The 24,436-nt window shown below is 60.8% G+C and carries 21 protein-coding genes and 1 tRNA gene; 17 read left to right on the forward strand and 5 right to left on the reverse strand.

The window, feature by feature from the left end; all coding sequences use genetic code 11:
- The first annotated feature begins 46 nt into the window (after window positions 1-46).
- Complete coding sequence (locus NN484_RS04045) at window positions 47-1,270, forward strand: multifunctional CCA addition/repair protein (RefSeq protein WP_215500736.1); 1,224 nt, start codon at window positions 47-49, stop codon at window positions 1,268-1,270.
- Here the strand turns inward: NN484_RS04045 and folK are convergent.
- Both folK and folB read right to left on the reverse strand, forming a co-directional pair.
- Window positions 1,267-1,794, reverse strand: a complete 528-nt coding sequence (gene folK, locus NN484_RS04050) for a 2-amino-4-hydroxy-6-hydroxymethyldihydropteridine diphosphokinase (RefSeq protein WP_215500735.1) — start codon at window positions 1,792-1,794, stop codon at window positions 1,267-1,269. The two genes, NN484_RS04045 and folK, sit on opposite strands and share 4 nt — an antisense overlap.
- Window positions 1,785-2,141 (reverse strand): dihydroneopterin aldolase, encoded by a 357-nt coding sequence (gene folB, locus NN484_RS04055; protein ID WP_016772885.1) that lies wholly within the window; start codon window positions 2,139-2,141, stop codon window positions 1,785-1,787. Before folB ends, folK begins: the two co-directional genes overlap by 10 nt.
- Before the next feature lie 74 nt (window positions 2,142-2,215).
- Between folB and plsY the strand changes: the two genes are divergently transcribed.
- Window positions 2,216-2,785, forward strand: coding sequence for a glycerol-3-phosphate 1-O-acyltransferase PlsY (gene plsY / locus NN484_RS04060; RefSeq protein WP_123454039.1), 570 nt, complete (start codon window positions 2,216-2,218; stop codon window positions 2,783-2,785).
- Between the two features lie 23 nt (window positions 2,786-2,808).
- On the opposite strand, the gene tsaD is transcribed toward plsY, so the two are convergent.
- Window positions 2,809-3,834, reverse strand: coding sequence for a tRNA (adenosine(37)-N6)-threonylcarbamoyltransferase complex transferase subunit TsaD (tsaD, locus tag NN484_RS04065; RefSeq protein WP_039768071.1), 1,026 nt, complete (start codon window positions 3,832-3,834; stop codon window positions 2,809-2,811).
- 199 nt (window positions 3,835-4,033) lie between these two features.
- Here tsaD and rpsU point away from each other — a divergent pair, with 199 nt between their 5' ends.
- The 15 genes from rpsU (at window position 4,034) to NN484_RS04140 (ending at window position 23,647) form a co-directional block, all read left to right on the forward strand.
- Entirely contained in the window at window positions 4,034-4,249 is a 216-nt protein-coding gene (gene rpsU, locus NN484_RS04070; protein WP_002551877.1) for a 30S ribosomal protein S21, read from the forward strand.
- Between the two features lie 481 nt (window positions 4,250-4,730).
- Entirely contained in the window at window positions 4,731-6,695 is a 1,965-nt protein-coding gene (gene dnaG / locus NN484_RS04075; RefSeq protein WP_007966496.1) for a DNA primase, read from the forward strand.
- Window positions 6,696-6,762: 67 nt separating this feature from the next.
- Window positions 6,763-8,610, forward strand: coding sequence for an RNA polymerase sigma factor RpoD (gene rpoD / locus NN484_RS04080; protein ID WP_127647792.1), 1,848 nt, complete (start codon window positions 6,763-6,765; stop codon window positions 8,608-8,610).
- 126 nt (window positions 8,611-8,736) lie between these two features.
- Window positions 8,737-12,483: a bifunctional diguanylate cyclase/phosphodiesterase gene (locus NN484_RS04085; protein ID WP_127647793.1), complete on the forward strand. Its 3,747-nt coding sequence runs from the start codon at window positions 8,737-8,739 to the stop codon at window positions 12,481-12,483.
- 15 nt (window positions 12,484-12,498) lie between these two features.
- Window positions 12,499-12,575, forward strand: a tRNA-Ile gene (locus NN484_RS04090).
- A gap of 133 nt (window positions 12,576-12,708) precedes the next feature.
- Window positions 12,709-13,170, forward strand: a complete 462-nt coding sequence (locus NN484_RS04095) for an Lrp/AsnC family transcriptional regulator (RefSeq protein WP_007910086.1) — start codon at window positions 12,709-12,711, stop codon at window positions 13,168-13,170.
- A gap of 223 nt (window positions 13,171-13,393) precedes the next feature.
- Window positions 13,394-15,076 (forward strand): flavin monoamine oxidase family protein, encoded by a 1,683-nt coding sequence (locus tag NN484_RS04100; protein WP_127647794.1) that lies wholly within the window; start codon window positions 13,394-13,396, stop codon window positions 15,074-15,076.
- Between the two features lie 12 nt (window positions 15,077-15,088).
- Window positions 15,089-15,883, forward strand: a complete 795-nt coding sequence (locus tag NN484_RS04105) for a carbon-nitrogen hydrolase family protein (RefSeq protein WP_274658616.1) — start codon at window positions 15,089-15,091, stop codon at window positions 15,881-15,883.
- Between the two features lie 48 nt (window positions 15,884-15,931).
- Window positions 15,932-18,349 carry a pyrroloquinoline quinone biosynthesis protein PqqF gene (pqqF, locus tag NN484_RS04110; RefSeq protein ID WP_274658617.1) on the forward strand — a complete coding sequence of 806 codons (2,418 nt, stop codon included), beginning with the start codon at window positions 15,932-15,934 and terminating at the stop codon, window positions 18,347-18,349.
- A gap of 156 nt (window positions 18,350-18,505) precedes the next feature.
- Window positions 18,506-18,580, forward strand: coding sequence for a pyrroloquinoline quinone precursor peptide PqqA (gene pqqA, locus NN484_RS04115; protein WP_003422658.1), 75 nt, complete (start codon window positions 18,506-18,508; stop codon window positions 18,578-18,580).
- A gap of 81 nt (window positions 18,581-18,661) precedes the next feature.
- Complete coding sequence (gene pqqB / locus NN484_RS04120; protein ID WP_003228877.1) at window positions 18,662-19,573, forward strand: pyrroloquinoline quinone biosynthesis protein PqqB; 912 nt, start codon at window positions 18,662-18,664, stop codon at window positions 19,571-19,573.
- 140 nt (window positions 19,574-19,713) lie between these two features.
- Window positions 19,714-20,466, forward strand: a complete 753-nt coding sequence (gene pqqC, locus NN484_RS04125) for a pyrroloquinoline-quinone synthase PqqC (RefSeq protein WP_008085171.1) — start codon at window positions 19,714-19,716, stop codon at window positions 20,464-20,466.
- A complete protein-coding gene (gene pqqD / locus NN484_RS04130; protein ID WP_025108597.1) occupies window positions 20,463-20,738 on the forward strand; it encodes a pyrroloquinoline quinone biosynthesis peptide chaperone PqqD in 276 nt (91 codons plus the stop codon). The genes pqqC and pqqD overlap by 4 nt, the downstream gene beginning before the upstream one ends.
- On the forward strand, window positions 20,731-21,870 hold the full coding sequence (gene pqqE / locus NN484_RS04135; RefSeq protein WP_169844049.1) for a pyrroloquinoline quinone biosynthesis protein PqqE: 1,140 nt from the start codon (window positions 20,731-20,733) through the stop codon (window positions 21,868-21,870). The genes pqqD and pqqE overlap by 8 nt, the downstream gene beginning before the upstream one ends.
- Window positions 21,836-23,647: an alpha/beta hydrolase family protein gene (locus NN484_RS04140; protein ID WP_274658618.1), complete on the forward strand. Its 1,812-nt coding sequence runs from the start codon at window positions 21,836-21,838 to the stop codon at window positions 23,645-23,647. Before pqqE ends, NN484_RS04140 begins: the two co-directional genes overlap by 35 nt.
- A 117-nt stretch (window positions 23,648-23,764) precedes the next feature.
- Here the strand turns inward: NN484_RS04140 and NN484_RS04145 are convergent, their stop codons facing one another.
- Both NN484_RS04145 and NN484_RS04150 read right to left on the reverse strand, forming a co-directional pair.
- Window positions 23,765-23,923, reverse strand: coding sequence for a YqaE/Pmp3 family membrane protein (locus tag NN484_RS04145; protein WP_003228885.1), 159 nt, complete (start codon window positions 23,921-23,923; stop codon window positions 23,765-23,767).
- 96 nt (window positions 23,924-24,019) lie between these two features.
- A complete protein-coding gene (locus NN484_RS04150) occupies window positions 24,020-24,352 on the reverse strand; it encodes a helix-turn-helix domain-containing protein (RefSeq protein ID WP_274658619.1) in 333 nt (110 codons plus the stop codon).
- Window positions 24,353-24,436: the final 84 nt, after the last annotated feature.

Here is a 24,436-nt window from a genome sequence, read left to right on the forward strand (position 1 = left end):
AAAGTCCGGCGCAAGGGTTATCCTGTCGGGCCAACGGAGGTTTTTTATGCAGATTTACAAGGTCGGCGGCGCAGTACGTGATCGCCTGCTCGGGCTACCGGTTACCGATGTCGATTGGGTAGTGGTCGGTGCCACGACAGAAGAGATGCTCGCCCAGGGGTATCGCCCGGTCGGCGCGGATTTTCCGGTGTTCCTTCATCCCAAAACCGGCGAGGAATACGCCCTCGCCCGCACTGAGCGTAAAAGCGGCCGTGGGTATGGTGGCTTCACCTTTCACGCCAGCCCCGAAGTCAGCCTTGAAGAAGACCTCATTCGCCGCGATCTGACGATCAACGCAATGGCTGAGGACGGTCAGCAGAATCTGACCGACCCTTATCACGGCCAACGCGACCTCGAAAATCGAATCCTGCGCCACGTTTCCCCGGCGTTTGCCGAAGATCCGCTCCGGGTACTGCGCGTTGCTCGCTTCGCTGCTCGCTATGCCGGACTGGGTTTTACCGTTGCCCCTGAGACCCTTGAGCTGATGCGTCAGCTCAGCGAGTCCGGCGAGCTGCAAGCCCTGACCGCCGAGCGCAGCTGGAAAGAGATCTCCCGGGCACTGATGGAAGATCAGCCACAGGTGTTCATTCAGGTACTGCGCGACTGCGGCGCATTGAAGGTCTTGATGCCGGAAGTGGATGCGCTGTTTGGCGTACCGCAACCGGAGGCTCATCACCCGGAAATCGACAGCGGCATCCACACCCTGAGCGTGCTCGAACAAGCGGCACGGCACAAACAGCCGCTGACCGTGCGCTGGGCCTGCCTGCTGCACGACCTCGGCAAAGGCCTGACACCGGAAGAAGAATGGCCACGGCACATCGCCCACGAGCACAAAGGGCTGAAGCTGATCAAAGCGGTCAACGAACGCTTCAAGGCCCCGAAGGATTGTCAGGAACTCGCGCTGCTGGTCGGCCAGTACCACACCCATGGTCACCGTGCACTGGAACTGAAGGCGTCGACCTTGCTGGAATTACTGCAGAGTTTTGACGTGTATCGCCGCCCGCAGCGTTTTGAGGAATTCATCGTCGCGTGCGAGATGGATGCACGAGGACGCAAAGGGTTGGAGCAGCGCAGTTATCCACAGGCGGATTATCTGCGCGGCGCAGCTACTGTCGCGCGTGGCGTGGCGGTGCAACCGTTGCTGGAGAAGGGATTCAAGGGCCCGGAGTTGGGTGAAGCACTCAAGCGTGAACGACTCAAGGCGTTGAAGGCATACAAGGAAAGCCGCTAAGGCAAGATCAAAAGATTCGGTGGGGTCAGTTGCGCGCCGCGCCATTCAAAAGCCACCGGCGCCAACACCTGATCGATCTGCGCCTCGGCCCACAACGCCGCGAAGCTTTTTCCCACCCCCGGATGCACCCGATCCGGCGCAATCAGCGACAGCGGCCACAGCACAAAGGCGTTTTTCAGGATTTCGGCACGGGGCAGGATCAAACCGTCGAAGTTACCCGTCAGGTCGCCGTACAACAGCACGTCGATATCCAGCGGCAAACCCTTGCGGTCCGGTGCATAGCGACCGTTATCGGCCTCGATGAATTTCAAGCGCCGATCAAGCTCCATCAACGGCAGATCGGTAAACGCCGAGACCACGAAGTTGAAGAACGGTCCGCTCTTGATTCCCACCGGTTGGCTCTCGAACACCGCCGAACAGCGGATATCCACCAAGAATGTCGCCAAAGCATCGAGCCCGGCGCGCAAATGGGTTTCGCGCTCGATATTGCTACCGAGCCCGAGGTACACCTGAGTCAGCGACATCCGCGCTCGATCTCCACGCCCACGCCACCCTTGGCCGCCGGCACAGCGCCAGGCTTGGTCAGTTTCAGGCGAACCCAGGTGATTTTGAACTCGGCCATCAGCACTTCGACCAGACGCTCGGCAAAGGTCTCGACCAGTTGGAACTGCGCCTGCTCGGCAAAGGCCTGGATACGCGTGGAAACACTGGCGTAATCGAGCGCCAGGGTCAGGTCGTCACCGGCCGCTGCCGGGCGATTGTCCCAGGCGAAGCTCAGGTCAAGACGCAGACACTGTCGGATGCCGCGCTCCCAGTCGTAGGCACCGATCACGGTGTCGACTTCCAGGCCCTCGATAAACACTCTGTCCAAGCACTTTTCTCCGCTGCACGACAAGGGCGCAATGCGCCGTTAGAATCAGGGCGTCCTCGCCCGGAATAGTTAGCATGTTTTGGTTACTGGCGACTCTCGCCTACCTGCTCGGCTCTCTGTCCTTCGCCATTTTGCTCAGCCGCCTGACCGGAAACCCGGATCCGCGAATGAGTGGCTCGGGTAATGCCGGCGCCACCAACATGCTGCGCCTGGCCGGCCGCAAACTCGCGATCCTGACCTTGCTGGGTGATCTGTGCAAAGGCCTGGTGCCGGTGCTGATCGCAGCGGCCGTGGGCCTTTCGCTACAGGATCAGGCCTGGATCGGCGTCTGCGCCGTGATCGGTCACCTGTTCCCGCTGTACTTCCGCTTTCGCGGCGGCAAAGGCGTCGCCACCGCTGCCGGCATGCTGCTGGGCCTGTATCCGCCCGCCGCACTGTTGGCGGTGTGCGCCTGGCTACTGACGTTCTACCTGACCCGCACCAGCTCGCTGGCGGCGCTGATCGCCACGCCCCTGACCCTGCCATTGCTGGCCTGGCAGGAACCGGAGGCGCTGCTGCCGATGAGCGCGTTGACGCTACTGATCGTCTGGCGCCACCGCGGCAATCTACGCGACCTGTTTGCCGGGCGCGAACGGCATTTTTAAATACCGCTCATCAACGCCACTCATCACAGCGCCGACAACTGCTCCATCGGCCAGCGTGCCTGCACGCTGATCGCCAGACTTTCCTGCTGACCGGCCTGCAAACGCTGGCAACCGGCAAACGCGATCATCGCGCCATTGTCGGTGCAGAACTCGGGACGGGCATAGAACACATCGCCCTTCATGTCACCGAGCATCTTTTCCAGCGAAACGCGCAACGCCTTGTTGGCGCTGACGCCGCCGGCGATCACCAGACGCTTCATCCCGGCCTGTTTCAGGGCACGCTTGCACTTGATGGTCAAAGTCTCCACCACGGCCTGCTGGAACGCCAGCGCAATGTCGCAACGGGCTTGCTCGCTGTCGTCCCCGGCGCTGACGCATTGCTGCCAGGTGTTGAGGGCGAAGGTCTTGAGGCCACTGAAGCTGAAATCCAGCCCCGGGCGATCACACATCGGGCGTGGGAATGTGAAACGCCCTGCAACGCCTTTCTCCGCCAGCTTGGCGATTTCCGGCCCGCCCGGGTAATTGAGCCCCATCATTTTTGCGGTTTTGTCGAACGCTTCACCGGCGGCATCGTCGAGGGTCTCGCCGAGCAGGCTGTATTGGCCGATGCCATCGACCTGAACCAGCTGCGTATGACCACCGGAAACCAACAAAGCGACGAACGGAAACTCCGGCGGTTTTGGCTCCAGCATCGGCGCCAGCAAGTGGCCCTCCATGTGGTGCACACCGAGTGCCGGAATGCCCCAGGCAAACGCCAGCGCCTGAGCGCAGGAAGCACCGACCAGCAGCGCCCCGACCAGGCCGGGGCCTGCGGTATAGGCGATGGCGTCGATCTCTGTCGGCACGCAGTCGGCTTCGGCCAACACCTGACGAATCAAGGGCAGCATGCGTTTGACGTGGTCACGCGAGGCCAGCTCCGGCACCACACCGCCATAGACGCGGTGCAGATCGATCTGACTGAACAGCGCGTCGGCCAGCAGGCCGCGTTCGCTGTCGTATAATGCGACGCCGGTTTCGTCGCAGGAGGTTTCTAATCCCAGTACTAGCATGGGTTTGCGCCTTGTTTAGGCTGAATTCGAAGGCGCGCATAATAGTCGCCACGCGATGCCCCGACTAGCGGTTTTCGATCAGAGGCTTTGCATTCCGAGCGATGAGGGGTTAACATCCGCAACCCTTAAAAACCGACGTCTTCAAGTGCTCTTTTGCCGCGAGGATGTTGACCCCGGTAATGAATGAAGGTAGCTCTGGATGCCAGCCGTCAAAGTTAAAGAGAACGAACCCTTCGACGTAGCTCTGCGTCGTTTCAAGCGCTCCTGCGAAAAAGCCGGTGTACTGGCTGAAGTTCGTAGCCGCGAATTTTACGAGAAGCCAACTTCTGAGCGTAAGCGCAAAGCAGCAGCCGCTGTTAAGCGTCACGCCAAGAAAGTTCAGCGCGAACAGCGCCGCGCCGTTCGCCTGTACTAATACACAGACGTTCGTAGCAAGCTTCTTGCCTAAGCCCGGCCCTCAGCCGGGCTAATGGCATTTGCGTAAAACGCTTGATGCTTCACCGTCGAAGCCGCACATGCGACCGAGACAAATCTGCTTCACACGTCAGACCTGGCTTTTTTGCCAGCGGTGCACGTCTTTTCTGACGAGCCTTTCAAGGCTACTGACGAGCACACCCACTGATTCCTCTCACGACGATCAGCCCAAGGCACCTGCATGCGTGCCCGCTTTATTGAGCTATCCGAGGCCATTTATCGGCCGTCAGCGGATTCAGCGCAACACTTTCAAATAGTCGAAGACTGATAAGAACTAACGTCAGTGGATTTTCGGCAGATACACTTCCCGACAGCGATCACGCAAACGACACCGGTCGAGCCACCCATCACGTGCGCTTCACTCAAGACCTGCGTCCGGCCGCCCTTCGCATCGGACTCATTACTGCACAGACGAGAACGCCATGGCCGGGCTGATTCCCCAGAGCTTTATTGACGACCTCCTGAACCGCACCGACATCGTCGACGTGGTCAGCTCGCGCGTGCAACTGAAAAAGGCCGGCAAGAACTACACCGCCTGCTGCCCGTTCCATAAAGAGAAAACTCCGTCGTTCAGCGTCAGCCCCGACAAGCAGTTCTATTACTGCTTCGGTTGCGGCGCCGGCGGCAACGCCCTGGGCTTTCTCATGGACCACGACAACCTGGATTTCCCCCAGGCCGTCGAAGATCTGGCCAAAGCCGCCGGGATGGAGATCCCCCGCGAAGAAAGCGGCCGCCCGCACAAACCGCGGCAGCCGACCGATTCGCCGCTGTACCCGCTACTGACCGCCGCCGCCGACTTTTACCGGCAGGCACTCAAGAGCCATCCCGCGCGCAAAGCCGCCGTAGATTACCTCAAGGGCCGCGGACTGACCGGCGAGATCGCCCGAGACTTCGGCCTCGGCTTCGCGCCGCCGGGCTGGGACAACCTGTTCAAACACTTGAGCAGCGATACCCTGCAGCAGAAGGCCATGATCGACGCCGGCCTGCTGATCGAAAACGCCGAAACCGGCAAACGCTATGACCGCTTCCGCGACCGCGTGATGTTCCCGATCCGCGATACTCGCGGCCGGATCATCGCTTTCGGTGGCCGAGTACTGGGCGACGACAAACCGAAATACCTGAACTCGCCGGAAACCCCGGTCTTCCATAAAGGCCAGGAACTCTACGGCCTCTATGAAGCACGCAAGAACAACCGCAACCTCGACGAAATCATCGTCGTCGAGGGTTACATGGACGTCATCGCCCTCGCCCAGCAAGGCTTGCGCAATGCCGTCGCGACCCTGGGCACCGCGACCAGTGAAGAACACCTCAAGCGCCTGTTTCGCGTCGTGCCGAACGTTCTGTTCTGCTTCGACGGCGACCAGGCCGGCCGCAACGCCGCCTGGCGCGCGCTGGAAGCGACACTGCCGTGCCTGCAGGACGGGCGCCGCGCGCGTTTCCTGTTTCTGCCCGAAGGTGAAGACCCGGACACTCTGGTCCGCGCCGAAGGCACCGACGCCTTCAAGGCGCGCATCAATCAGCATGCGCAGCCGCTGGCGGACTATTTCTTCCAGCAACTGACCGAAGAAGCCGATCCGCGCTCGCTCGAGGGCAAGGCCCACATGGCCACCCTTGCTGCACCGTTGATCGACAAAGTGCCCGGGGCCAACCTGCGCATTCTGATGCGGCAGCGCCTGACCGAAATCACCGGCCTGAGCAGTGAAACCGTCAGTCAGCTCGCCCAGAGCGCCCCACAGGAAGCGCCGCCGGCCTACGATCCGGGCATCGATTACGACGCAATGCCGGACTACAGCGACTACCATCAGCCGCAGGCACAGGACATGTATGTGCCGCAGCAGGAGTGGACGCCGAAGAAACCCGGCGCCGGCGGCAAGAAATGGGACAAGAAACCCTGGGACAAGAACGGCAAGCGTGGCGGCGATCGCGATCAGCAACGCCCGCGCACGCCGATTGGCGTCGAATCACCGACCCTGACCGCCCTGCGAACCTTGCTTCACCACCCGCAACTGGCCGAGCGCGTCGAGGACGCCGGGCACATTGCGGACGAAAATCAGACCAACGCCCAGCTGCTTGTGGCGCTGCTCGAAGCCGTACAGAAGAATCCCAAGCTAAACTCATTTCAGTTGATCGCGCGATGGCACGGCACTGAACAGGGTCGCTTGCTCAAGGCGCTGGCGGAAAAGGAGTGGCTGATTGATGGAGAAAACCTTGAACAACAGTTTTTCGACACCATTACTAGCTTGTCAGCCCGTCAACGCGAGCGAAATCTGGAACAGTTGCTCAGAAAAGCGCGTCAAAGCGAACTGAGCGCCGAAGAGAAAAATCAACTGCGCGACCTTTTAAGTCGCAATGTTTCCGCATCAAACCCGACCTCAACTGGCGCGTGAGGTCATAGCTCAGGTATAATCCTCGGCTTGTTTTTTGCCCGCCAAGACCTTCAGTGGATAGGGTGTTATGTCCGGAAAAGCGCAACAGCAGTCTCGTATTATTGAGTTGATCAAACTGGGTCGTGAGCAGAAGTATCTGACTTACGCCGAGGTCAACGACCACCTGCCCGAGGATATTTCAGATCCGGAGCAGGTGGAAGACATCATCCGCATGATTAACGACATGGGGATCCCCGTACACGAGAGTGCTCCGGATGCGGACGCCCTTATGTTGGCCGACGCCGATACCGACGAGGCCGCTGCGGAAGAAGCAGCCGCTGCGTTGGCAGCGGTGGAGACCGATATCGGTCGCACCACTGACCCAGTGCGCATGTACATGCGTGAAATGGGTACGGTCGAGCTTCTGACTCGTGAAGGCGAAATCGAAATCGCCAAGCGTATCGAAGAGGGCATCCGTGAAGTGATGAGCGCTATTGCGCACTTCCCTGGCACGGTTGACCACATTCTCTCCGAGTACACTCGCGTCACCACCGAGGGCGGTCGCCTGTCCGACGTGCTGAGTGGTTATATCGATCCGGACGACGGCATTGCGCCGCCAGCCGCCGAAATACCGCCGCCGATCGATGCGAAAGCCGCCAAGGCTGACGACGACACCGACGACGATGACGCCGAATCTTCGGATGATGAAGAAGAAGCCGAAAGCGGTCCGGATCCGGTCATCGCTGCCCAGCGTTTTGGCGCTGTGTCCGATCAGATGGAAATCACCCGCAAGGCCCTGAAAAAGCACGGTCGCAACAACAAGGCAGCGATTGCCGAGTTGCTGGCACTGGCCGAGCTGTTCATGCCGATCAAACTGGTGCCGAAGCAATTCGAAGCCCTGGTCGAGCGTGTTCGCAGTGCCCTGGATCGTCTGCGTCAGCAAGAGCGCGCGATCATGCAACTGTGCGTACGTGATGCACGTATGCCACGCGCCGATTTCCTGCGTCAGTTCCCGGGCAACGAAGTCGACGAAAGCTGGTCCGACGCCCTGGCCAAAGGCAAGAGCAAATACGCCGAAGCCATTGGTCGTGTGCAGCCGGACATCATCCGTTGCCAGCAGAAGCTGATCGCGCTGGAAACCGAGACCGGCCTGACCATCGCAGAAATCAAGGACATCAACCGTCGCATGTCGATCGGTGAGGCCAAGGCCCGCCGCGCGAAGAAAGAGATGGTTGAAGCCAACTTGCGTCTGGTGATCTCGATCGCCAAGAAGTACACCAACCGCGGCCTGCAATTCCTCGATCTGATCCAGGAAGGCAACATCGGCCTGATGAAAGCGGTGGACAAGTTCGAATACCGTCGTGGTTACAAGTTCTCGACTTATGCCACCTGGTGGATCCGTCAAGCGATCACTCGCTCGATTGCCGACCAGGCCCGCACCATCCGTATTCCGGTGCACATGATCGAGACGATCAACAAGCTCAACCGCATTTCCCGTCAGATGCTGCAGGAAATGGGTCGCGAACCGACCCCGGAAGAGCTGGGCGAACGCATGGAAATGCCTGAGGACAAGATCCGCAAGGTATTGAAGATCGCTAAAGAGCCGATCTCCATGGAAACCCCGATCGGTGATGACGAAGACTCTCATCTGGGTGACTTCATCGAAGACTCGACCATGCAGTCGCCAATCGATGTAGCTACCGTTGAAAGCCTGAAAGAAGCGACCCGCGAAGTGCTGTCCGGCCTCACTGCCCGTGAAGCCAAGGTACTGCGCATGCGTTTCGGTATCGACATGAACACCGACCATACGCTCGAAGAAGTGGGCAAACAGTTTGACGTAACGCGTGAGCGGATCCGTCAGATCGAAGCCAAGGCGCTGCGCAAGCTACGCCACCCGACGCGAAGCGAGCATCTGCGCTCCTTCCTCGACGAGTGATACCAGAACCCCCGGCCCAGGCCGGGGGTTTTGTTTATAGGGCAGATTAAATCCCTCGCACCGCCCCTCCCCTGCATACCCCGTCTACACTCGAAGCAATGAATCCCGTGCCCTAACGAGACGGTTATGCCCAGACTGGCGCCCGTGCTTTTCTTGCTGTCACTGATGATCTGGACCGCAACGGCTAACGCGCTGACTCTGACCGATGAAGAACGTAGCTGGCTCGCGGCTCACCCGGACTTGCGCCTGGGTGTCGATGCCTCGTGGCCGCCGTTCGAGTTCCGCGATGAACAGAACCGCTATCAGGGCCTGGCCGCGGATTACATCGACGTGATCCGCCAGCGTCTGGCGGTCAAACTCACCCCGGTCGAGCCATCGAGCTGGACCGAAGTGCTGGCGCAGGTGAAAACCGGCAAGATCGACCTGCTGCCGGGGATCATGTCCACACCCGAGCGCCAGAACTACCTGGCGTTTACCCGTCCCTACCTCGATTTCCCGATCGTGATCCTCGCCCATATCGGCGGCGCGCAACCGCGCAAAATCGAGGACCTGTACGGTCTGAAGATCGCTGTGGTGGAAAACTATGCCCCCCACGAACTCCTGCGCACCCACCATCCCGACTTGAATCTGGTGGCGATGCCCAATGTCAGCTCGGCATTGCAGGCCCTGGCCACCGATGAGGTGGACGCCGTGGTCGGTGATCTCGCCTCCAGCGTCTGGAGCCTGCGCCAGCTCAAGCTCGACGGCTTATACGTGAGCGGCGAAACCCCGTATCGCTACCAGTTGGCGATGGCCGTGCCCCGTGACAACAAGATGCTGGTGGGCATTCTGGACAAAGTCCTGGCGGACATGAGCCCGGAGGAAATCAGCAGTATTCAGGAACATTGGGTCGGCAATGTCCTGGACCATCGGACATTCTGGTCAGACCTGCTGATTTACGGCCTGCCGGGGCTGGTATTGCTGATGATCATCCTGGCGGTGGTCATTCGCATCAACCGCCGCTTGAGCTCGGAAATCGCCCGGCGCGTTGATCTCGAACAGGAATTGCGCAGCAGCGAATACCATTACCGCGGTCTGGTGGAGAGCCTGTCGGCCATTGCCTGGGAAGCGCGCATGAGCGACTTCACCTACAGCTATGTGTCGCCCCACGCCGAAGACCTGCTCGGTTATCCACAGGCGCATTGGCTGATTCCGGGTTTCTGGCGCAACATCATCCACCCCGCCGACCTGACCCGTGCCCAGACCATTTGTGATGACGCGGTGCGCGAAGGGCGCGATCACACGCTCGACTATCGGGTGATAACCGCTGACGGACGCTGCCTGTGGGTGCGCGACATCGTCAGCCTGATTGAACACGGGCATGAACCGGTGATGCGCGGCCTGATGATCGACATCAGCGAGACCAAGCGCACCGAAGAAGCGCTGCGCCTGTCGGAGCAGAAGTTCGCGTCGGTGTTCCAGCAATGCCCGGACATTCTGGTGATCGCGCGGCTGTCCGACGGCTGCCTGCTGGAGGTCAACGAAGCCTTTGAAGAGCAGATCGGCCTCAAGGCCGAGGAAGTCGTCGGCCAGACCGCCACCGAGCTCAACATCTGGGGCATTCCGGGAGTCGGGCCGGGCCTGTTACAGCGCTTGCAGGCCGGCAGTATCCGCAACCTGGAGATGCCCTTTCGCCGCAGCAACGGTCAGGTGTTCACCGGCTTGATCTCTGCCGAGCCGTTCGACCTAGACACCACCCCGGCACTGGTGGTGGTGGTGCGCGACATCACCCAGCTCAAGGAAACCCAGCAGCAACTGCAAACGTCCGAGGAAAAGTTCGCCAAGGCCTTCCACGCCTCGCCGGACGGCTTGCTGCTGTCACGGCAAAGCGATGGCCTGCTGCTGGAGGTCAACGAGGGATTCAGCCGCATCACCGGTTTCAACAGCGCGATGTCGGTGGATCGTTCGGCGCTGGACCTGGGGATATGGGTCAATCTCAACGAACGCAAACAGATGCTCGACCTGCTGCACCGCGACGGCTTCGTACGCGACTTCACCTGCCATATCCGCCGCAGCGACGGGCAGATTCGCCTGTGCGAAGTGTCCAGTCGTCCGTTACCGATCGGCGAAGAAGACTGCATGCTGACCATCGCCCGGGACATCACCGAGCGCCATCTGATGCAGGAAAAACTGCAGCAAGCGGCCACCGTATTCGAGAGCACCGCCGAGGGCGTGCTGATCACCGACACCCAGCAGCACATCAGCGCGGTCAATCGCGCCTTCACCGAAATCACTGGCTACAGCGAAAGCGAAGCCCTCGGCCACACCCCGCGCCTGCTCGCCTCGGGGCTGCACGACAGCGCGTTTTATGCGGCGATGTGGCACCAGTTGACCGACGAGGGTCACTGGCAGGGCGAGATTTCCAACCGGCGCAAGAACGGCGAGCTGTACCCGAGCTGGCTGACCATCAGCGCCGTGCGCAATCGCGACAAGTTCATCACCCACTTCGTCGCGGTGTTTGCCGATATCTCCAGTCTTAAACACGCGCAAGCCAAGCTCGATTATCAGGCGCACCACGACCCGCTCACCGGCCTGCCGAATCGCACGCTGTTTGAAAGTCGTCTGCTCACCGCACTGAACAGCCAGCAGGAAAACGGCGGTCAGGGCGCCGTGCTGTTCCTCGATCTCGACCGTTTCAAGCACATCAACGACAGCCTCGGGCACCCGGTCGGTGACTTGCTGCTCAAAGGCATTGCCGTTCGCCTGAGGGAACAATTGCGCGACATCGATACTGTCGCGCGCCTGGGCGGCGATGAGTTCATTATCCTGCTGCCCGGCCTGCAACAGGCCAGCGACGCCGATCACATTGCCACCAAACTGCTCAACTGCTTCGGCGCGCCGTTCCAGGCCGGCGAACACGAGTTTTTCATCAGCGCCAGCATCGGCACCAGCCTGTATCCCCGCGACGGCTGCGACGTTGCCACGCTGGTGAAAAACGCTGACGCGGCGATGTACCGCTCCAAGGCCAAGGGCCGCAACCGCGTCGAAAGCTACACCCGCGACCTCACCGCCCAGGCCAGCGAGCGCGTAGCGCTGGAACACGAACTGCGCCGGGCCATCGAACGCGATGAATTGTCCCTCTACTACCAACCCAAGATCAGCCTCGACGACCATCGTCTGGTCGGCGCCGAAGCGCTGATTCGCTGGCGCCACCCGACCTTTGGCGAGGTGCCGCCGGAGCACTTCATCCCGCTGGCCGAAGAGAACGGCATGATCCTGCAGATCGGCGACTGGGTGCTCGAGACCGCCTGCCGGCAGATGTTCGAATGGAACCAGATCTACGACAGCCTCGGCCCGCTGTCGGTCAACCTCGCCGGCGCACAACTGCGCCAGCCGAATCTGCTCGGGCGCATCGAACAACTGCTCAGGGAAAATCGTCTGCAGCCGGATTTACTGCAACTGGAAATTACCGAAAACTTCATCATGAGCCAGGCCGAAGAAGCACTGGCGGTGCTGCATCAGCTCAAACACCTGGGTGTGCAACTGGCGATCGACGACTTCGGCACCGGCTATTCCTCGCTCAGCTACCTCAAACGCCTGCCGCTGGACATCCTCAAGATCGACCAGTCGTTCGTCCGCGGCCTGCCCGATGACCCCCACGACGCGGCGATTGTACGGGCGATCATCGCCCTCGGCCGGAGCATGCAATTCACCGTGATTGCCGAAGGCGTGGAAACCCAGGCGCAACAACAATTCCTCGCCGCCGAGGGCTGTGAACAGATCCAGGGCTACATCGTCAGCCTGCCGCTGCCCGCGGAAGAATTCGCCGCAACGTTTCTGCGTATTACCGTATCGGATTATTCGGATAGCACAGCCGAGAAACCGTCGCTATAATCCGCGACCTACTGAGGGCCTATAGCTCAGTTGGTTAGAGCAGAGGACTCATAATCCTTTGGTCCACGGTTCAAGTCCGTGTGGGCCCACCAAATTTGAAAGCCGCGCAATTGCGCGGCTTTTTCGTTTCTGCGTTTAACCCCGACTACGATAAGGGGCTTCCATATCCAGTCGGTTGAGGCTGTAACATGCTCGCCCAAAGACCCGCCCCCATGGAGCCGCCCCTTGCCAGACATCCGCCCACCCGTGCTTGATGAAATCGACCGCCAGTTGATCGCCGCTCTGCAGATCAACGCCCGCGAGAGCGTGGCCATGCTTGCCAGGCAGTTGGGCATTGCGCGCACCACCGTCACGTCGCGGCTGGCGCGGCTGGAAAAGGCCAAAGTCATCACCGGTTATGGCGTGCGTCTGGGGCAGCGGGTGGTTGATGGCGGGTTGCAGGCGTATGTCGGGATCAAGGTGCAGCCGCGTTCCGGCAAAGAAGTGCTGCGCCGCTTGAGTGCAATGGCGCAGGTGCAGCAGTTGTGTGCGGTGAGTGGCGAATTTGATTATGTAGCGTGGTTGCGCACGGATTCGCCGGAGCAACTGGATCAGTTGCTGGATCAGATTGGCAGTGTCGATGGGGTGGAGAAGACCACCACGTCGATTATTTTGAGTAGCAAGATTGATCGGGGGCAGCCGGTTTAAGGTTGTGCCCGGACTTCTCGGGTGGATTACAGGGCCTCTTCGCGAGCAGGCTCGCTCCTACATTTTGGTCGGTGTGTAGTCAACAATCGTCATATTGATCGATTAATTATCAAAACGACGACACTTTGCGTCTTATTAACGTGTTCTACGCTCCCTAGAATGGCTGGCATCTTTTCCTATACTCAGACGCGCATTCGGCGTCGGGTCGCCAGCAAGGTCAGCCATGAACAAGAACAATCGCCATCCTGCAGACGGTAAGAAACCCGTCACCATTTTCGGTCCGGACTTTCCATTCGCTTTCGACGACTGGATCGAACATCCGGCCGGTCTCGGCAGCATTCCTGAGCACCATCACGGCGCTGAAGTGGCGATTGTCGGCGCCGGTATTGCCGGCCTGGTGGCCGCGTACGAACTGATGAAGCTCGGCTTGAAACCGGTGGTTTATGAGGCGTCGAAGCTCGGTGGGCGTCTGCGTTCGCAAACGTTCAATGGCACCGACGGCATCGTCGCGGAACTGGGCGGTATGCGTTTCCCGGTGTCCTCCACCGCGTTCTACCACTACGTCGACAAGCTCGGCCTCGAGACCAAACCTTTCCCGAACCCGCTGACACCGGCCTCCGGCAGCACGGTGATCGATCTGGAAGGCAAAACCCATTACGCACAGAAACTGGCGGATCTTCCTGCATTGTTCCAGGAAGTGGCTGACGCCTGGGCAGATGCGCTGGAGGCCGGTTCGCAGTTTTCCGATATCCAGCAAGCCATTCGCGACCGCGATGTGCCGCGCCTCAAGGAGCTGTGGAACACGCTCGTGCCGCTGTGGGACGACCGCACGTTCTACGATTTCGTTGCCACCTCCAAGGCCTTCGCCAAGCTGTCGTTCCATCACCGCGAAGTGTTCGGTCAGGTCGGTTTCGGCACTGGCGGCTGGGACTCGGACTTCCCCAACTCGATGCTGGAAATCTTCCGCGTGGTGATGACCAACTGCGACGATCACCAGCACCTGGTGGTCGGCGGTGTGGAGCAAGTGCCACAAGGCATCTGGCGGCATGTGCCGGAGCGTTGCGTGCACTGGCCTGAAGGCACCAGCCTGAAATCCCTGCACCGGGGTGCGCCGCGTTCCGGCGTGAAGAAAATCGCCCACGCCCCGGATGGCCGTTTCGCCGTCACCGACAACAACGGCGACACCCGCGAATACGCCGCCGTGCTGACCACCTGCCAGAGCTGGCTGCTGACCACCCAGATCGAATGCGACGAAACCCTGTTCTCGCAGAAGATGTGGATGGCGCTGGACCGCACGCGCTACATGCAATCGTCGAAGACCTTCGTGATGGTCGATCGCCCGTTCTGGAAGGACAAGGATCCGGAAACCGGTCGCGACCTGATGAGCATGACCCTCACCGATCGCCTGACCCGTGGCACCTATCTGTTCGACAACGGCGACGACAAGCCCGGCGTGATCTGCCTGTCGTACTCGTGGATGAGCGACGCGCTGAAGATGCTGCCGCACCCGGTGGAAAAACGTGTGGAACTGGCGTTGAACGCGCTGAAGAAGATCTACCCTAAAGTCGACATCGCTGCGCGGATCATCGGCGACCCGATCACCGTGTCGTGGGAAGCCGACCCGTACTTCCTCGGTGCGTTCAAAGGTGCCCTGCCCGGCCACTATCGCTACAACCAGCGCATGTACGCGCATTTCATGCAGGACGACATGCCAGCCGAACAGCGCGGGATTTTCATCGCCGGTGACGATGTGTCGTGGACGCCGGCGTGGGTCGAAGGCGCAGTGCAGACCTCGCTCAACGCGGTGTGGGGCATCATGAAGCATTTCGGCGGGTCGACACATAAAGAGAACCCGGGCCCGGGTGATGTGTTCAAAGACATCGGCCCTATCGCCCTGCCCGAGTAAGAGGAATCCCCGATGCGTGTAGCCCTTTACCAATGTCCACCGCTGCCCCTGGACCCCGCCGCCAACCTGCACCGCCTGCAACAACTGGCGATGGAGGCCAAGGGCGCTGACCTGCTGGTGCTGCCGGAGATGTTTCTGACCGGCTACAACATCGGCGCCGAGGCAGTCAGTACGTTGGCTGAGGTCTACAACGGCGAATGGGCGCAACAGATCGGTCGAATCGCCAAAGCCGCCGGGCTGGCGATTGTGTATGGTTATCCGGAGCGCACCGCCGACGGGCAGATCTACAACGCCGTGCAGTTGATCGATTCGCACGGCGAACGCTTGTGCAATTACCGCAAGACCCACCTGTTCGGTGATCTGGACCGGTCGATGTTCAGCCCCGGAGAGGATGACTTTCCGTTGGTCGAGCTCAATGGCTGGAAGCTCGGTTTCCTGATCTGCTACGACCTGGAGTTTCCGGAGAACGCGCGGCGTCTGGCCCTGGCCGGCGCCGAGCTGATTCTGGTGCCGACGGCGAACATGATTCCGTTCGATTTCGTCGCCGACGTGACCGTGCGTTCCCGCGCCTTCGAAAACCAGTGCTACGTGGCCTACGCCAATTACTGCGGCCAGGAAGGCGAGATTCACTACTGCGGGCAAAGCAGCATCGCCGCACCGGACGGCAGTCGTATCGCCCAGGCCGGCCTGGATGAAGCGCTGATCGTCGGGGAGCTGGATCGGCAGTTGATGGTCGCTTCCCGCACCGCCAATCGCTACCTCAGTGACCGCCGCCCCGAGCTTTACGACGCACTGAACAAGCGCTGACCCCACGCAATCCGCTAGCATTGGCACTTCACTGTTCTGGAAGTGCCCATGCCTGCGCCGACTCACCCCCGCCCTCACACTGAAACCCTGGCCAACGGCCTGCGCGTGACCCTGCGTCATGTGCCTGGCTTGAAGTGCAGCGCCGCCGCGTTGCGGGTGGCCGCCGGTAGTCATGATGTGCCGCTCGAGTGGCCGGGGCTGGCGCATTTCCTTGAGCATTTGCTGTTTCTCGGCACCGAGCGTTTTCCTACCGATCAGGCGCTGATGGCCTACGTGCAAGGTCATGGCGGCCAGGTGAATGCCAGCACCCGCGAGCGCACCACCGATTTCTTCTTTGAATTGCCGACCGGGACCTTCGGCGCCGGGCTTGAGCGTCTGTCAGACATGCTCGCCCACCCGCGTATGAATCCGGACGATCAGTTGCGCGAACGCGAAGTACTGGACGCAGAATTTGTCGCGTGGTCGCAGGATCCCACGGCACAGCAGGCACTCTCCTTGTACGAGGGTTTGCCGGCGGCGCATCCGTTGCGCGGATTTCATGCAGGCAATCGCGACAGCCTGAAGGTCGAGCAACCGGCGTTTCAACAGGCGTTAAAGGATTTCCATCAGCGTTTTTATCGCAGCGGCCAAATGACCTTGAGCCTGGTCGGGCCGCAAAACCTCGAAGCATTGCGCGCAATGGCGCAGCAGTTCGCCGCAGCGCTGCCGATTGGGGATAACGTTGCGCAGGCAGCAACCCGGCCACTGCAGGTGAAAAGTTATCAACAGGTCGGCGGGCAGCACCGCAATCTGCTGTTTGCGTTCGAAGCGCTGCCCGACGCCTCCATCGAGGCGCTGGCGTTCCTCTGCCACTGGCTGAACAACGCCAAGCCCGGCGGCCTGCTCGCACATCTGCAGCAACAGAACCTCGCGGACAGCCTGAAAGCCACGCCGCTGTACCACTTTGCCGGACAAGCCTTGCTGCATCTGCAATTCACTGCCCCGACGGAATCCATGAACGCCGTTGGCGAACAGGTGCTGGATTGGCTGAGTTTCTTCGCTGCACAGCAGGACTGGGCAGCGTTGCGCGAGGAGTACGCCAAGCTGCTTGAACGTCAGCAGCAGGTCAGCGGCGCACTGCAACTGGCGCGGTTCGACAGTGAACAGCTCGGACACGGCTTGTCGGAAAACGGCGTCGTCGCCCTCAAACAGATCCTGCGCGACATCGGTGTTGTGGATAACTTCAGCGCGCATTGGCACCTGCCTGCCGCCAACCCTTTCCTCGGTTCCAGCGAGCCGCTGGCCAACGCCGGGCTGATTCGCGGTCAAACCAGCGCCCACCGAGGCCTGCGCACGTTCGCTCAGGATCGCTCACGCAGCCGCCGCGAACGCTCGCCGATGCAATTCAGCCAGGCCTTGGCGGACAGCGGTGACGAAGGGGCGATTTACCTGCGCTGGCAGTTGGAAGCAGCGGCAACGGCCGATCTGCACGGGAAGCTGCAACGCAGTCTGCGCGAAACCCGGGAGGACGCACGTCAGGCAGGGGTCGAATTGTCGTTCAGTGCCCGCGGGACTCAATGGCTGCTGAAACTGACCGGCCTGCAGGAGCCGATGCCCAGTGTCCTGGAACATGCGCTGAAATGTCTGACGCAAGTTGACGCCGATTCTGCGAACGCGGAGCCAGAAGCGCCGCTGATCCCGATCCGCCAGTTGCTCAAGGCATTGCCGGAAAGCTGCCTGCCAACGGCGGCAAGTTCGGACGACGCCAAACAGCTGTGGACAACTTCCCGCTGGGACGGACTGGCCCTTGGCCTCAGCGCGCAGACTCAATCCGCCATGGGCCTGGCCCTGAGTCGCATCCCCGGCATCCCGGACAACCTGATCCCCGCACCGTCAGCGAGCAACACTCAACAGGTCTGGAGCCACATCGACACGGCCTCCAGCGAACATGCGCTGCTGCTGTTCTGCCCGACCGCGAGCCGCGAGATCGCCGACGAAGCCGCCTGGCGTCTGCTCGCACAGTTGTGCCAGACACCGTTCTATCAGCGCCTGCGGGTCGAATTGCAATTGGGTTACGCGGTGTTCAGCGCCTTGCGCCAGATGCACGGCCAGACTGGATTGCTGTTTGGCGTGCAGTCACCCGGCGCCGCTCCAGTGGCGTTGCTCGGGCATATCCAGCAGTTCCTCGCCAGCGTTCCCGGGATTATCGAACGCTTGGATGACCCCAGCTTCAACCAGCAGCGCCAGTCACTCGCGGAGCAATTCGACGAGAGCAATCTGTCCGCCAAGGACGCCGCCGAGTTGCTGTGGCAGGCCAAGCTCGCCGGTCACTCGTCGGATTATCTGACGCAACTGCTCGCGGCCATCGCGCAACTGGAGCGCCCGGCACTGCTGGCGGCAGCTCAACGCTTGATCAGCGCCGAGGGCGGCTGGCGCTGTCTGGCCAGCAGCGCGTCACCGGGTGCGCCGTGGCAAGCAGGAAAATGATCATTACTCAGGCTGCAAGGAGCTTTCTCAAAGATTCACGGGCATTCACCTGGAAATTTTGAGTAACATAGCCGCCTAACTATTTGGAACATCCCTGCGCTGCCGTGGACTATAACTATGGACAGCGCTATCCCACCCACCCTGAAGGAGACACCCATGTCCTGGACAAAACCGGCTTACACCGACCTGCGTATCGGCTTTGAAGTCACCATGTACTTCGCCAGCCGCTGAGTTCTGCCTACGCAGACTTGCAGTGCAACGCCTCGGCTCGCCGGGGCGTTTTATTTTCAGCGTTGAAAGATGGGAGCGTTCATGTTCGTCCAGATTCTGGGTTCGGCCGCCGGTGGCGGTTTTCCGCAGTGGAACTGCAACTGCGTCAATTGCGCAGGCTTTCGCGACGGCAGCCTGAATGCCAAGGCCCGCACCCAATCGTCCATCGCAATTTCCGATGACGGCGTGAACTGGGTGCTGTGCAACGCTTCGCCGGACATCCGCGCGCAACTGCAGAGCTTCGCCCCGATGCAACCGGGCCGCGCCCTGCGTGACACCGGCATCAGCGCGATCATCCTGATGGACAGCCAGATCGACCACACCACCGGCCTGCTCAGCCTGCGCGAAGGCTGCCCGCATCAGGTCTGGTGTACGGACATGGTTCACGAAGACCTGAGCACCGGTTTCCCGCTGTTCAAGATGCTCACCCACTGGAACGGCGGCTTGAACTGGAACCGCATCGAACTCGACCAGAGCTTCACCGTGGCTGCCTGCCCGAACCTGCGCTTCACCCCGCTGCCGTTGCGCAGCGCCGCACCGCCCTACTCGCCGCATCGCTTCGACCCGCACCCGGGCGACAACATCGGCCTGATCGTCGAAGACCTCAACACCGGCGGCAAACTGTTCTACGCCCCGGGCCTGGGCAAGGTCGACGCGCCCCTGCTGGAGATCATGGCCGGCAGCGATTGCCTGTTGGTGGACGGCACGCTGTGGGACGACGATGAAATGCAGCGCCGTGGCGTCGGCACCCGCACTGGTCGCGAGATGGGCCACCTGGCGCAGAACGGCCCCGGCGGCATGCTCGAAGTGCTGGAGCAGTTGCCTGAGCAGCGCAAGGTGCTTATCCACATCAACAACACCAACCCGATTCTCGATGAGGATTCGGCTGAGCGTGCGGAGCTGGCGCGGCGCAATGTTGAAGTGGCGTATGACGGCATGAGTATTGTGTTGTAAGCATTTGAGACCGCTGCGCGGTCTATCGCGAGCAGGCTCACTCCTACATTGGAATGCGATCACCTGCAGGAGTGAGCCTGCTCGCGATAAGGCCGGCACAGACACCAGATATTTCTAGGGTTGTTCCCCGGAGAACAGACATGACTGACACGCCAATGTCCCCCACCGAATTCGAAGCGGCTCTGCGCGCCAAGGGCGCTTACTACCACATCTACCACCCGTATCACGTGGCGATGTATGAAGGCCGCGCCACCCGCGAACAGATTCAGGGCTGGGTCGCCAACCGCTTCTATTATCAGGTGAACATCCCCCTGAAAGACGCGGCCATCCTCGCCAATTGCCCGGATCGCGAGATTCGCCGCGAGTGGATTCAACGCCTGCTCGATCACGACGGCGCCCCCGGTGAAGACGGCGGTATCGAAGCCTGGCTGCGCCTCGGTCAAGCGGTCGGCCTCGACCCGGATCAACTGCGCTCTCAGGAACTGGTGCTGCCCGGCGTGCGTTTCGCTGTCGATGCCTACGTCAACTTCGCCCGCCGCGCCAGTTGGCAGGAAGCCGCCAGCAGTTCGCTGACCGAACTGTTCGCGCCGCAGATCCACCAGTCACGCCTCGACAGCTGGCCGCAGCATTACCCGTGGATCGACCCGGCCGGCTACGAATATTTCCGCACCCGCCTCGGCCAGGCGCGGCGGGATGTCGAGCATGGTCTGGCGATCACGCTCGAGCACTACAAGACCCGTGAGGGTCAGGAGCGCATGCTGGAAATTCTCCAGTTCAAACTGGACATTCTTTGGAGCATGCTCGATGCCATGAGCATGGCTTACGAACTGAACCGCCCGCCGTATCACAGCGTCACCGAGCAACGGGTCTGGCACAAAGGAATCACCCTATGAGTTTCGATCGCAGCAAGACCCCGACCTGGCGTCCCGGATACCGTTTCCAGTACGAACCGGCGCAAAAAGGCCACGTGCTGCTCTACCCCGAAGGCATGATCAAACTCAACGACAGCGCCGCGCTGATCGGTGGTTTGATCGACGGTGAACGCGATGTCGCAGCGATCATTGCCAAACTCGATGAGCAGTTCCCCGGCGTGCCTGAACTCGGTGACGACATCGAGCAATTCATGGAGGTTGCCCGTGCGCAGCACTGGATCACCCTTGACTGATCTGCCGCCCAAGCCTGAAGTCGGTCTGCCGCTGTGGCTGCTCGCCGAACTGACCTACCGCTGCCCGCTGCAATGCCCGTACTGCTCCAATCCGCTGGATTTCGCCGAGCAAGGCAAAGAGCTGAGCACCGAGCAGTGGATCAAGGTATTTCGCGAGGCGCGGGAGATGGGCGCCGCGCAACTGGGCTTTTCCGGTGGCGAGCCATTGGTGCGCCAGGACCTTGCCGAACTGATTCGTGAAGCGCGGCAGCTGGGTTTCTACACCAACCTGATCACCTCCGGCATCGGCCTGACCGAGCAGAAGATCAGCGACTTCAAGAAGGCCGGTCTCGATCACATCCAGATCAGTTTCCAGGCCAGCGACGAGCAAGTGAACAACCTGCTCGCCGGCTCGAAAAAGGCCTTCGCGCAGAAGCTGGAAATGGCCCGGGCGGTGAAGGCTCACGGTTATCCGATGGTGCTGAACTTCGTCACCCATCGGCACAACATCGACAAGATCGACCGCATCATCGAGCTGTGCATTGCGCTGGAGGCCGACTTCGTCGAACTCGCCACTTGCCAGTTCTATGGCTGGGCGCAGCTCAACCGCGTCGGCCTGTTGCCGACCAAGGAACAACTGGTGCGCGCCGAGCGCATCACCAACGAATACCGCGCCAAACTGGAGGCCGAAGGGCATCCGTGCAAGCTGATATTCGTGACCCCGGACTACTACGAAGAACGCCCGAAAGCCTGCATGAACGGCTGGGGCAGCCTGTTTCTGACGGTGACGCCGGACGGCACCGCCCTGCCCTGCCATGGTGCCCGACAGCTGCCGGTACAATTTCCCAACGTGCGCGATCACAGCATGCAGCACATCTGGTACGACTCGTTCGGCTTCAACCGTTTTCGCGGTTACGACTGGATGCCCGAGCCGTGCCGCTCCTGCGACGAAAAGGAACAGGATTTCGGCGGCTGCCGCTGTCAGGCGTTCATGCTCACGGGTGACGCGAGCAATGCCGACCCGGTGTGCAGCAAATCCGAACATCACGGCGTGATCCTCAAGGCCCGCGAAGAAGCCGAGCACGCCACCCAGACCATCGAACAACTGGCTTTCCGTAATGAACGAAACTCACGCCTCATCGCCAAGGGCTGAGCCTTTCAGCGCCACCCAAGCCGTCGCCGCCGGTATGGATTTCGCCGAGCTGCAGCTCGGTGCCAACGGTTTGTTCTGGAATGAATATCGCCCGGAAGATGCCGCGTGCCGGATCTGGCAGTGGCGCGATGGCGTGGCGAAATGTCTGACGCCCAATGGCTTCAGTGTCCGCAGTCGGGTGTACGAATATGGCGGTGGTGCGTTTTGTCTGACGCCGGACGGCGTGGTTTTCGTCAATGAGGCAGACCAGCAGCTGTATCGGCAGACGCTGGATGGCGCGCCTGAGGCGCTGACGTCAGGCGAGTGTCGTTATGGCGATCTGCATTTCGCTTTCGGCCAGGTGCTGGCGGTTGAGGAGCAGCAAGATCAACATCGGCTTGTAGCGTTTGATCTGGCTGACAGCACCCGGCATTTGCTGGCTGAAGGTGCGGATTTTTATGCCGCGCCAATCCTCAGCCCGGATGGCCGACGTTTGGCGTGGATCGAGTGGAGCCGGCCGCATCAGCCGTGGACCTCAACGCGGTTGATGGTGGCTGAACGCCTGACCGACGGTGCATTCAGCTCCCCGCGATGCGTGGCTGGCGCCGAGTGTGAAGAGTCCATCCAGCAACCGCGATTCAATGCAGAAAATCGCCTGTACTGCCTGACCGATCGCGCTGGGTTCTGGCAGCCTTGGGCTGAAACCTCCGACGGCTTGCGGCCATTGCCAGCGACCCAGGCAGATCATGCGCCGGCGCCGTGGCAACTGGGCGGCTGCACCTGGCTCCCTGTCGAGGATTGGTTTTTGGCGAGCTGGAGCGAAGGCGGTTTTGGCCGCCTGACGCTCGGCAACGAAGACTTCACTGGCGACTACAGCCGCTTCCGGCATCTGGCGCTGGATCAGCAATTCATCTACTGCATCGCCGCCTCGCCGATCAGCCCTTCGGCGGTAATCGCCATTGATCGCGCCAGTCATGAAGTCAACGTGCTGGCCGGCGGCGTGGCGCCACTGCCCGCCGAACGCATCAGCCGTCCGCAAACCCTGCGTTATCCGAGCGGCTCGGGTGAGGCCCACGGTTTCTTCTACCCGGCAATGAATGACGAAGCCAGACCACCGCTGGTGGTGTTCATTCATGGTGGCCCGACGTCGGCCTGCTACCCGATGCTCGACCCGCGCATCCAGTACTGGACGCAACGCGGTTTCGCCGTCGCCGATCTCAACTACCGGGGCAGCAGCGGTTATGGCCGCGCGTATCGCCAAGCGTTGCACCTGAGCTGGGGCGAGGTGGATGTCGAGGACGCCTGCGCGGTGGTGGCGTACCTGGCCGACCAAGGCCTGATCGACGGCGAGCGCGCCTTCATCCGCGGCGGCAGCGCCGGGGGTTACACCACGTTATGCGCTTTGGCGTTTCAACAGGTGTTCCGCGCGGGTGCCAGTTTGTACGGCGTCAGCGACCCGGTGGCACTGGCCCGGGCAACGCACAAGTTCGAGGGCGATTACCTCGACTGGCTGATCGGCGATCCCGGGCAGGACGCCGAGCGCTACGCCGCCCGCACGCCCTTGCTGCACGCGAGCAACATTCGTGTGCCGGTAATTTTCTTTCAGGGCGAACTGGACGCCGTCGTCGTGCCGCAACAGACCCGCGACATGGTCATCGCGCTGGAGCGCAATGGCATTACGGTCGAGGCGTATTACTACGCTGACGAGCGCCATGGCTTTCGCCGGGCGGTGAATCAGGCGCATGCGCTGGAGCAGGAGTGGACGTTTTATCGGCGGGTAATGGGATTGGCGGACTGAAAAACCGAGTCGCCCCCTTCGCGAGCAAACTCGCTCCCACAGTTTTTTGTGTTGATAGCACGATCAAATGTGGGAGCGAGCTTGCTCGCGAAGGCTATCTAGCTGGCGTCGCAGCACTCAGCGCTTGGCGATGATGTACACCGCATGCACGATCCCAGGAATGTAGCCACACAGCGTGAGCAGAATGTTCAGCCAGAACGCCCCGCCAAACCCGACCTGCAGAAACACACCCAGTGGCGGCAACAGAATGGCGATGATGATACGAATGAAGTCCATGGGTCAGCTCCTGATTGGGGGTTGGCTCACTTGAGCCATACACGCTAATCGACCCGTGCGGTTCGTCAGGGTTCAGTGCCAATCACCAGGTCGGTATCAAATTGATGGCTCAAGCGAGAATTTGCAGCCGTGCGTCTGCACAATACTCAGCAGTTTCAGCGCCATTCCACTGGGGTGCTTGTCTCCCGACTCCCATTGCTTGATTGTCGATGCACTGGTGTTCAAGTAGCGCGCGAATACCGGCTGACTGACGTTATTGCGCTCGCGCAGAGCCTTGATCTGTTCCGCAGGGATCGCATCAGGAACCGTCGCCAGGCAGGACTCATCAAACTCACGCATCGTGGCCTTGTTGATGGCTCCGACAGCGAGCAGAGCCTTGGCCGACTCATGCACCGATTGAAAAACTTCACTTTTGTATTTCTTACTCATGGGCTATCTCCACAAACTCCTTCATTGCCAGCAATCCTTGGATCTGCTCATAAAAGACCACCCGCCCGGCAATACCTCAAGCGC

Source organism: Pseudomonas serboccidentalis, from assembly GCF_028830055.1.
GTDB lineage: Bacteria > Pseudomonadota > Gammaproteobacteria > Pseudomonadales > Pseudomonadaceae > Aquipseudomonas > Aquipseudomonas serboccidentalis.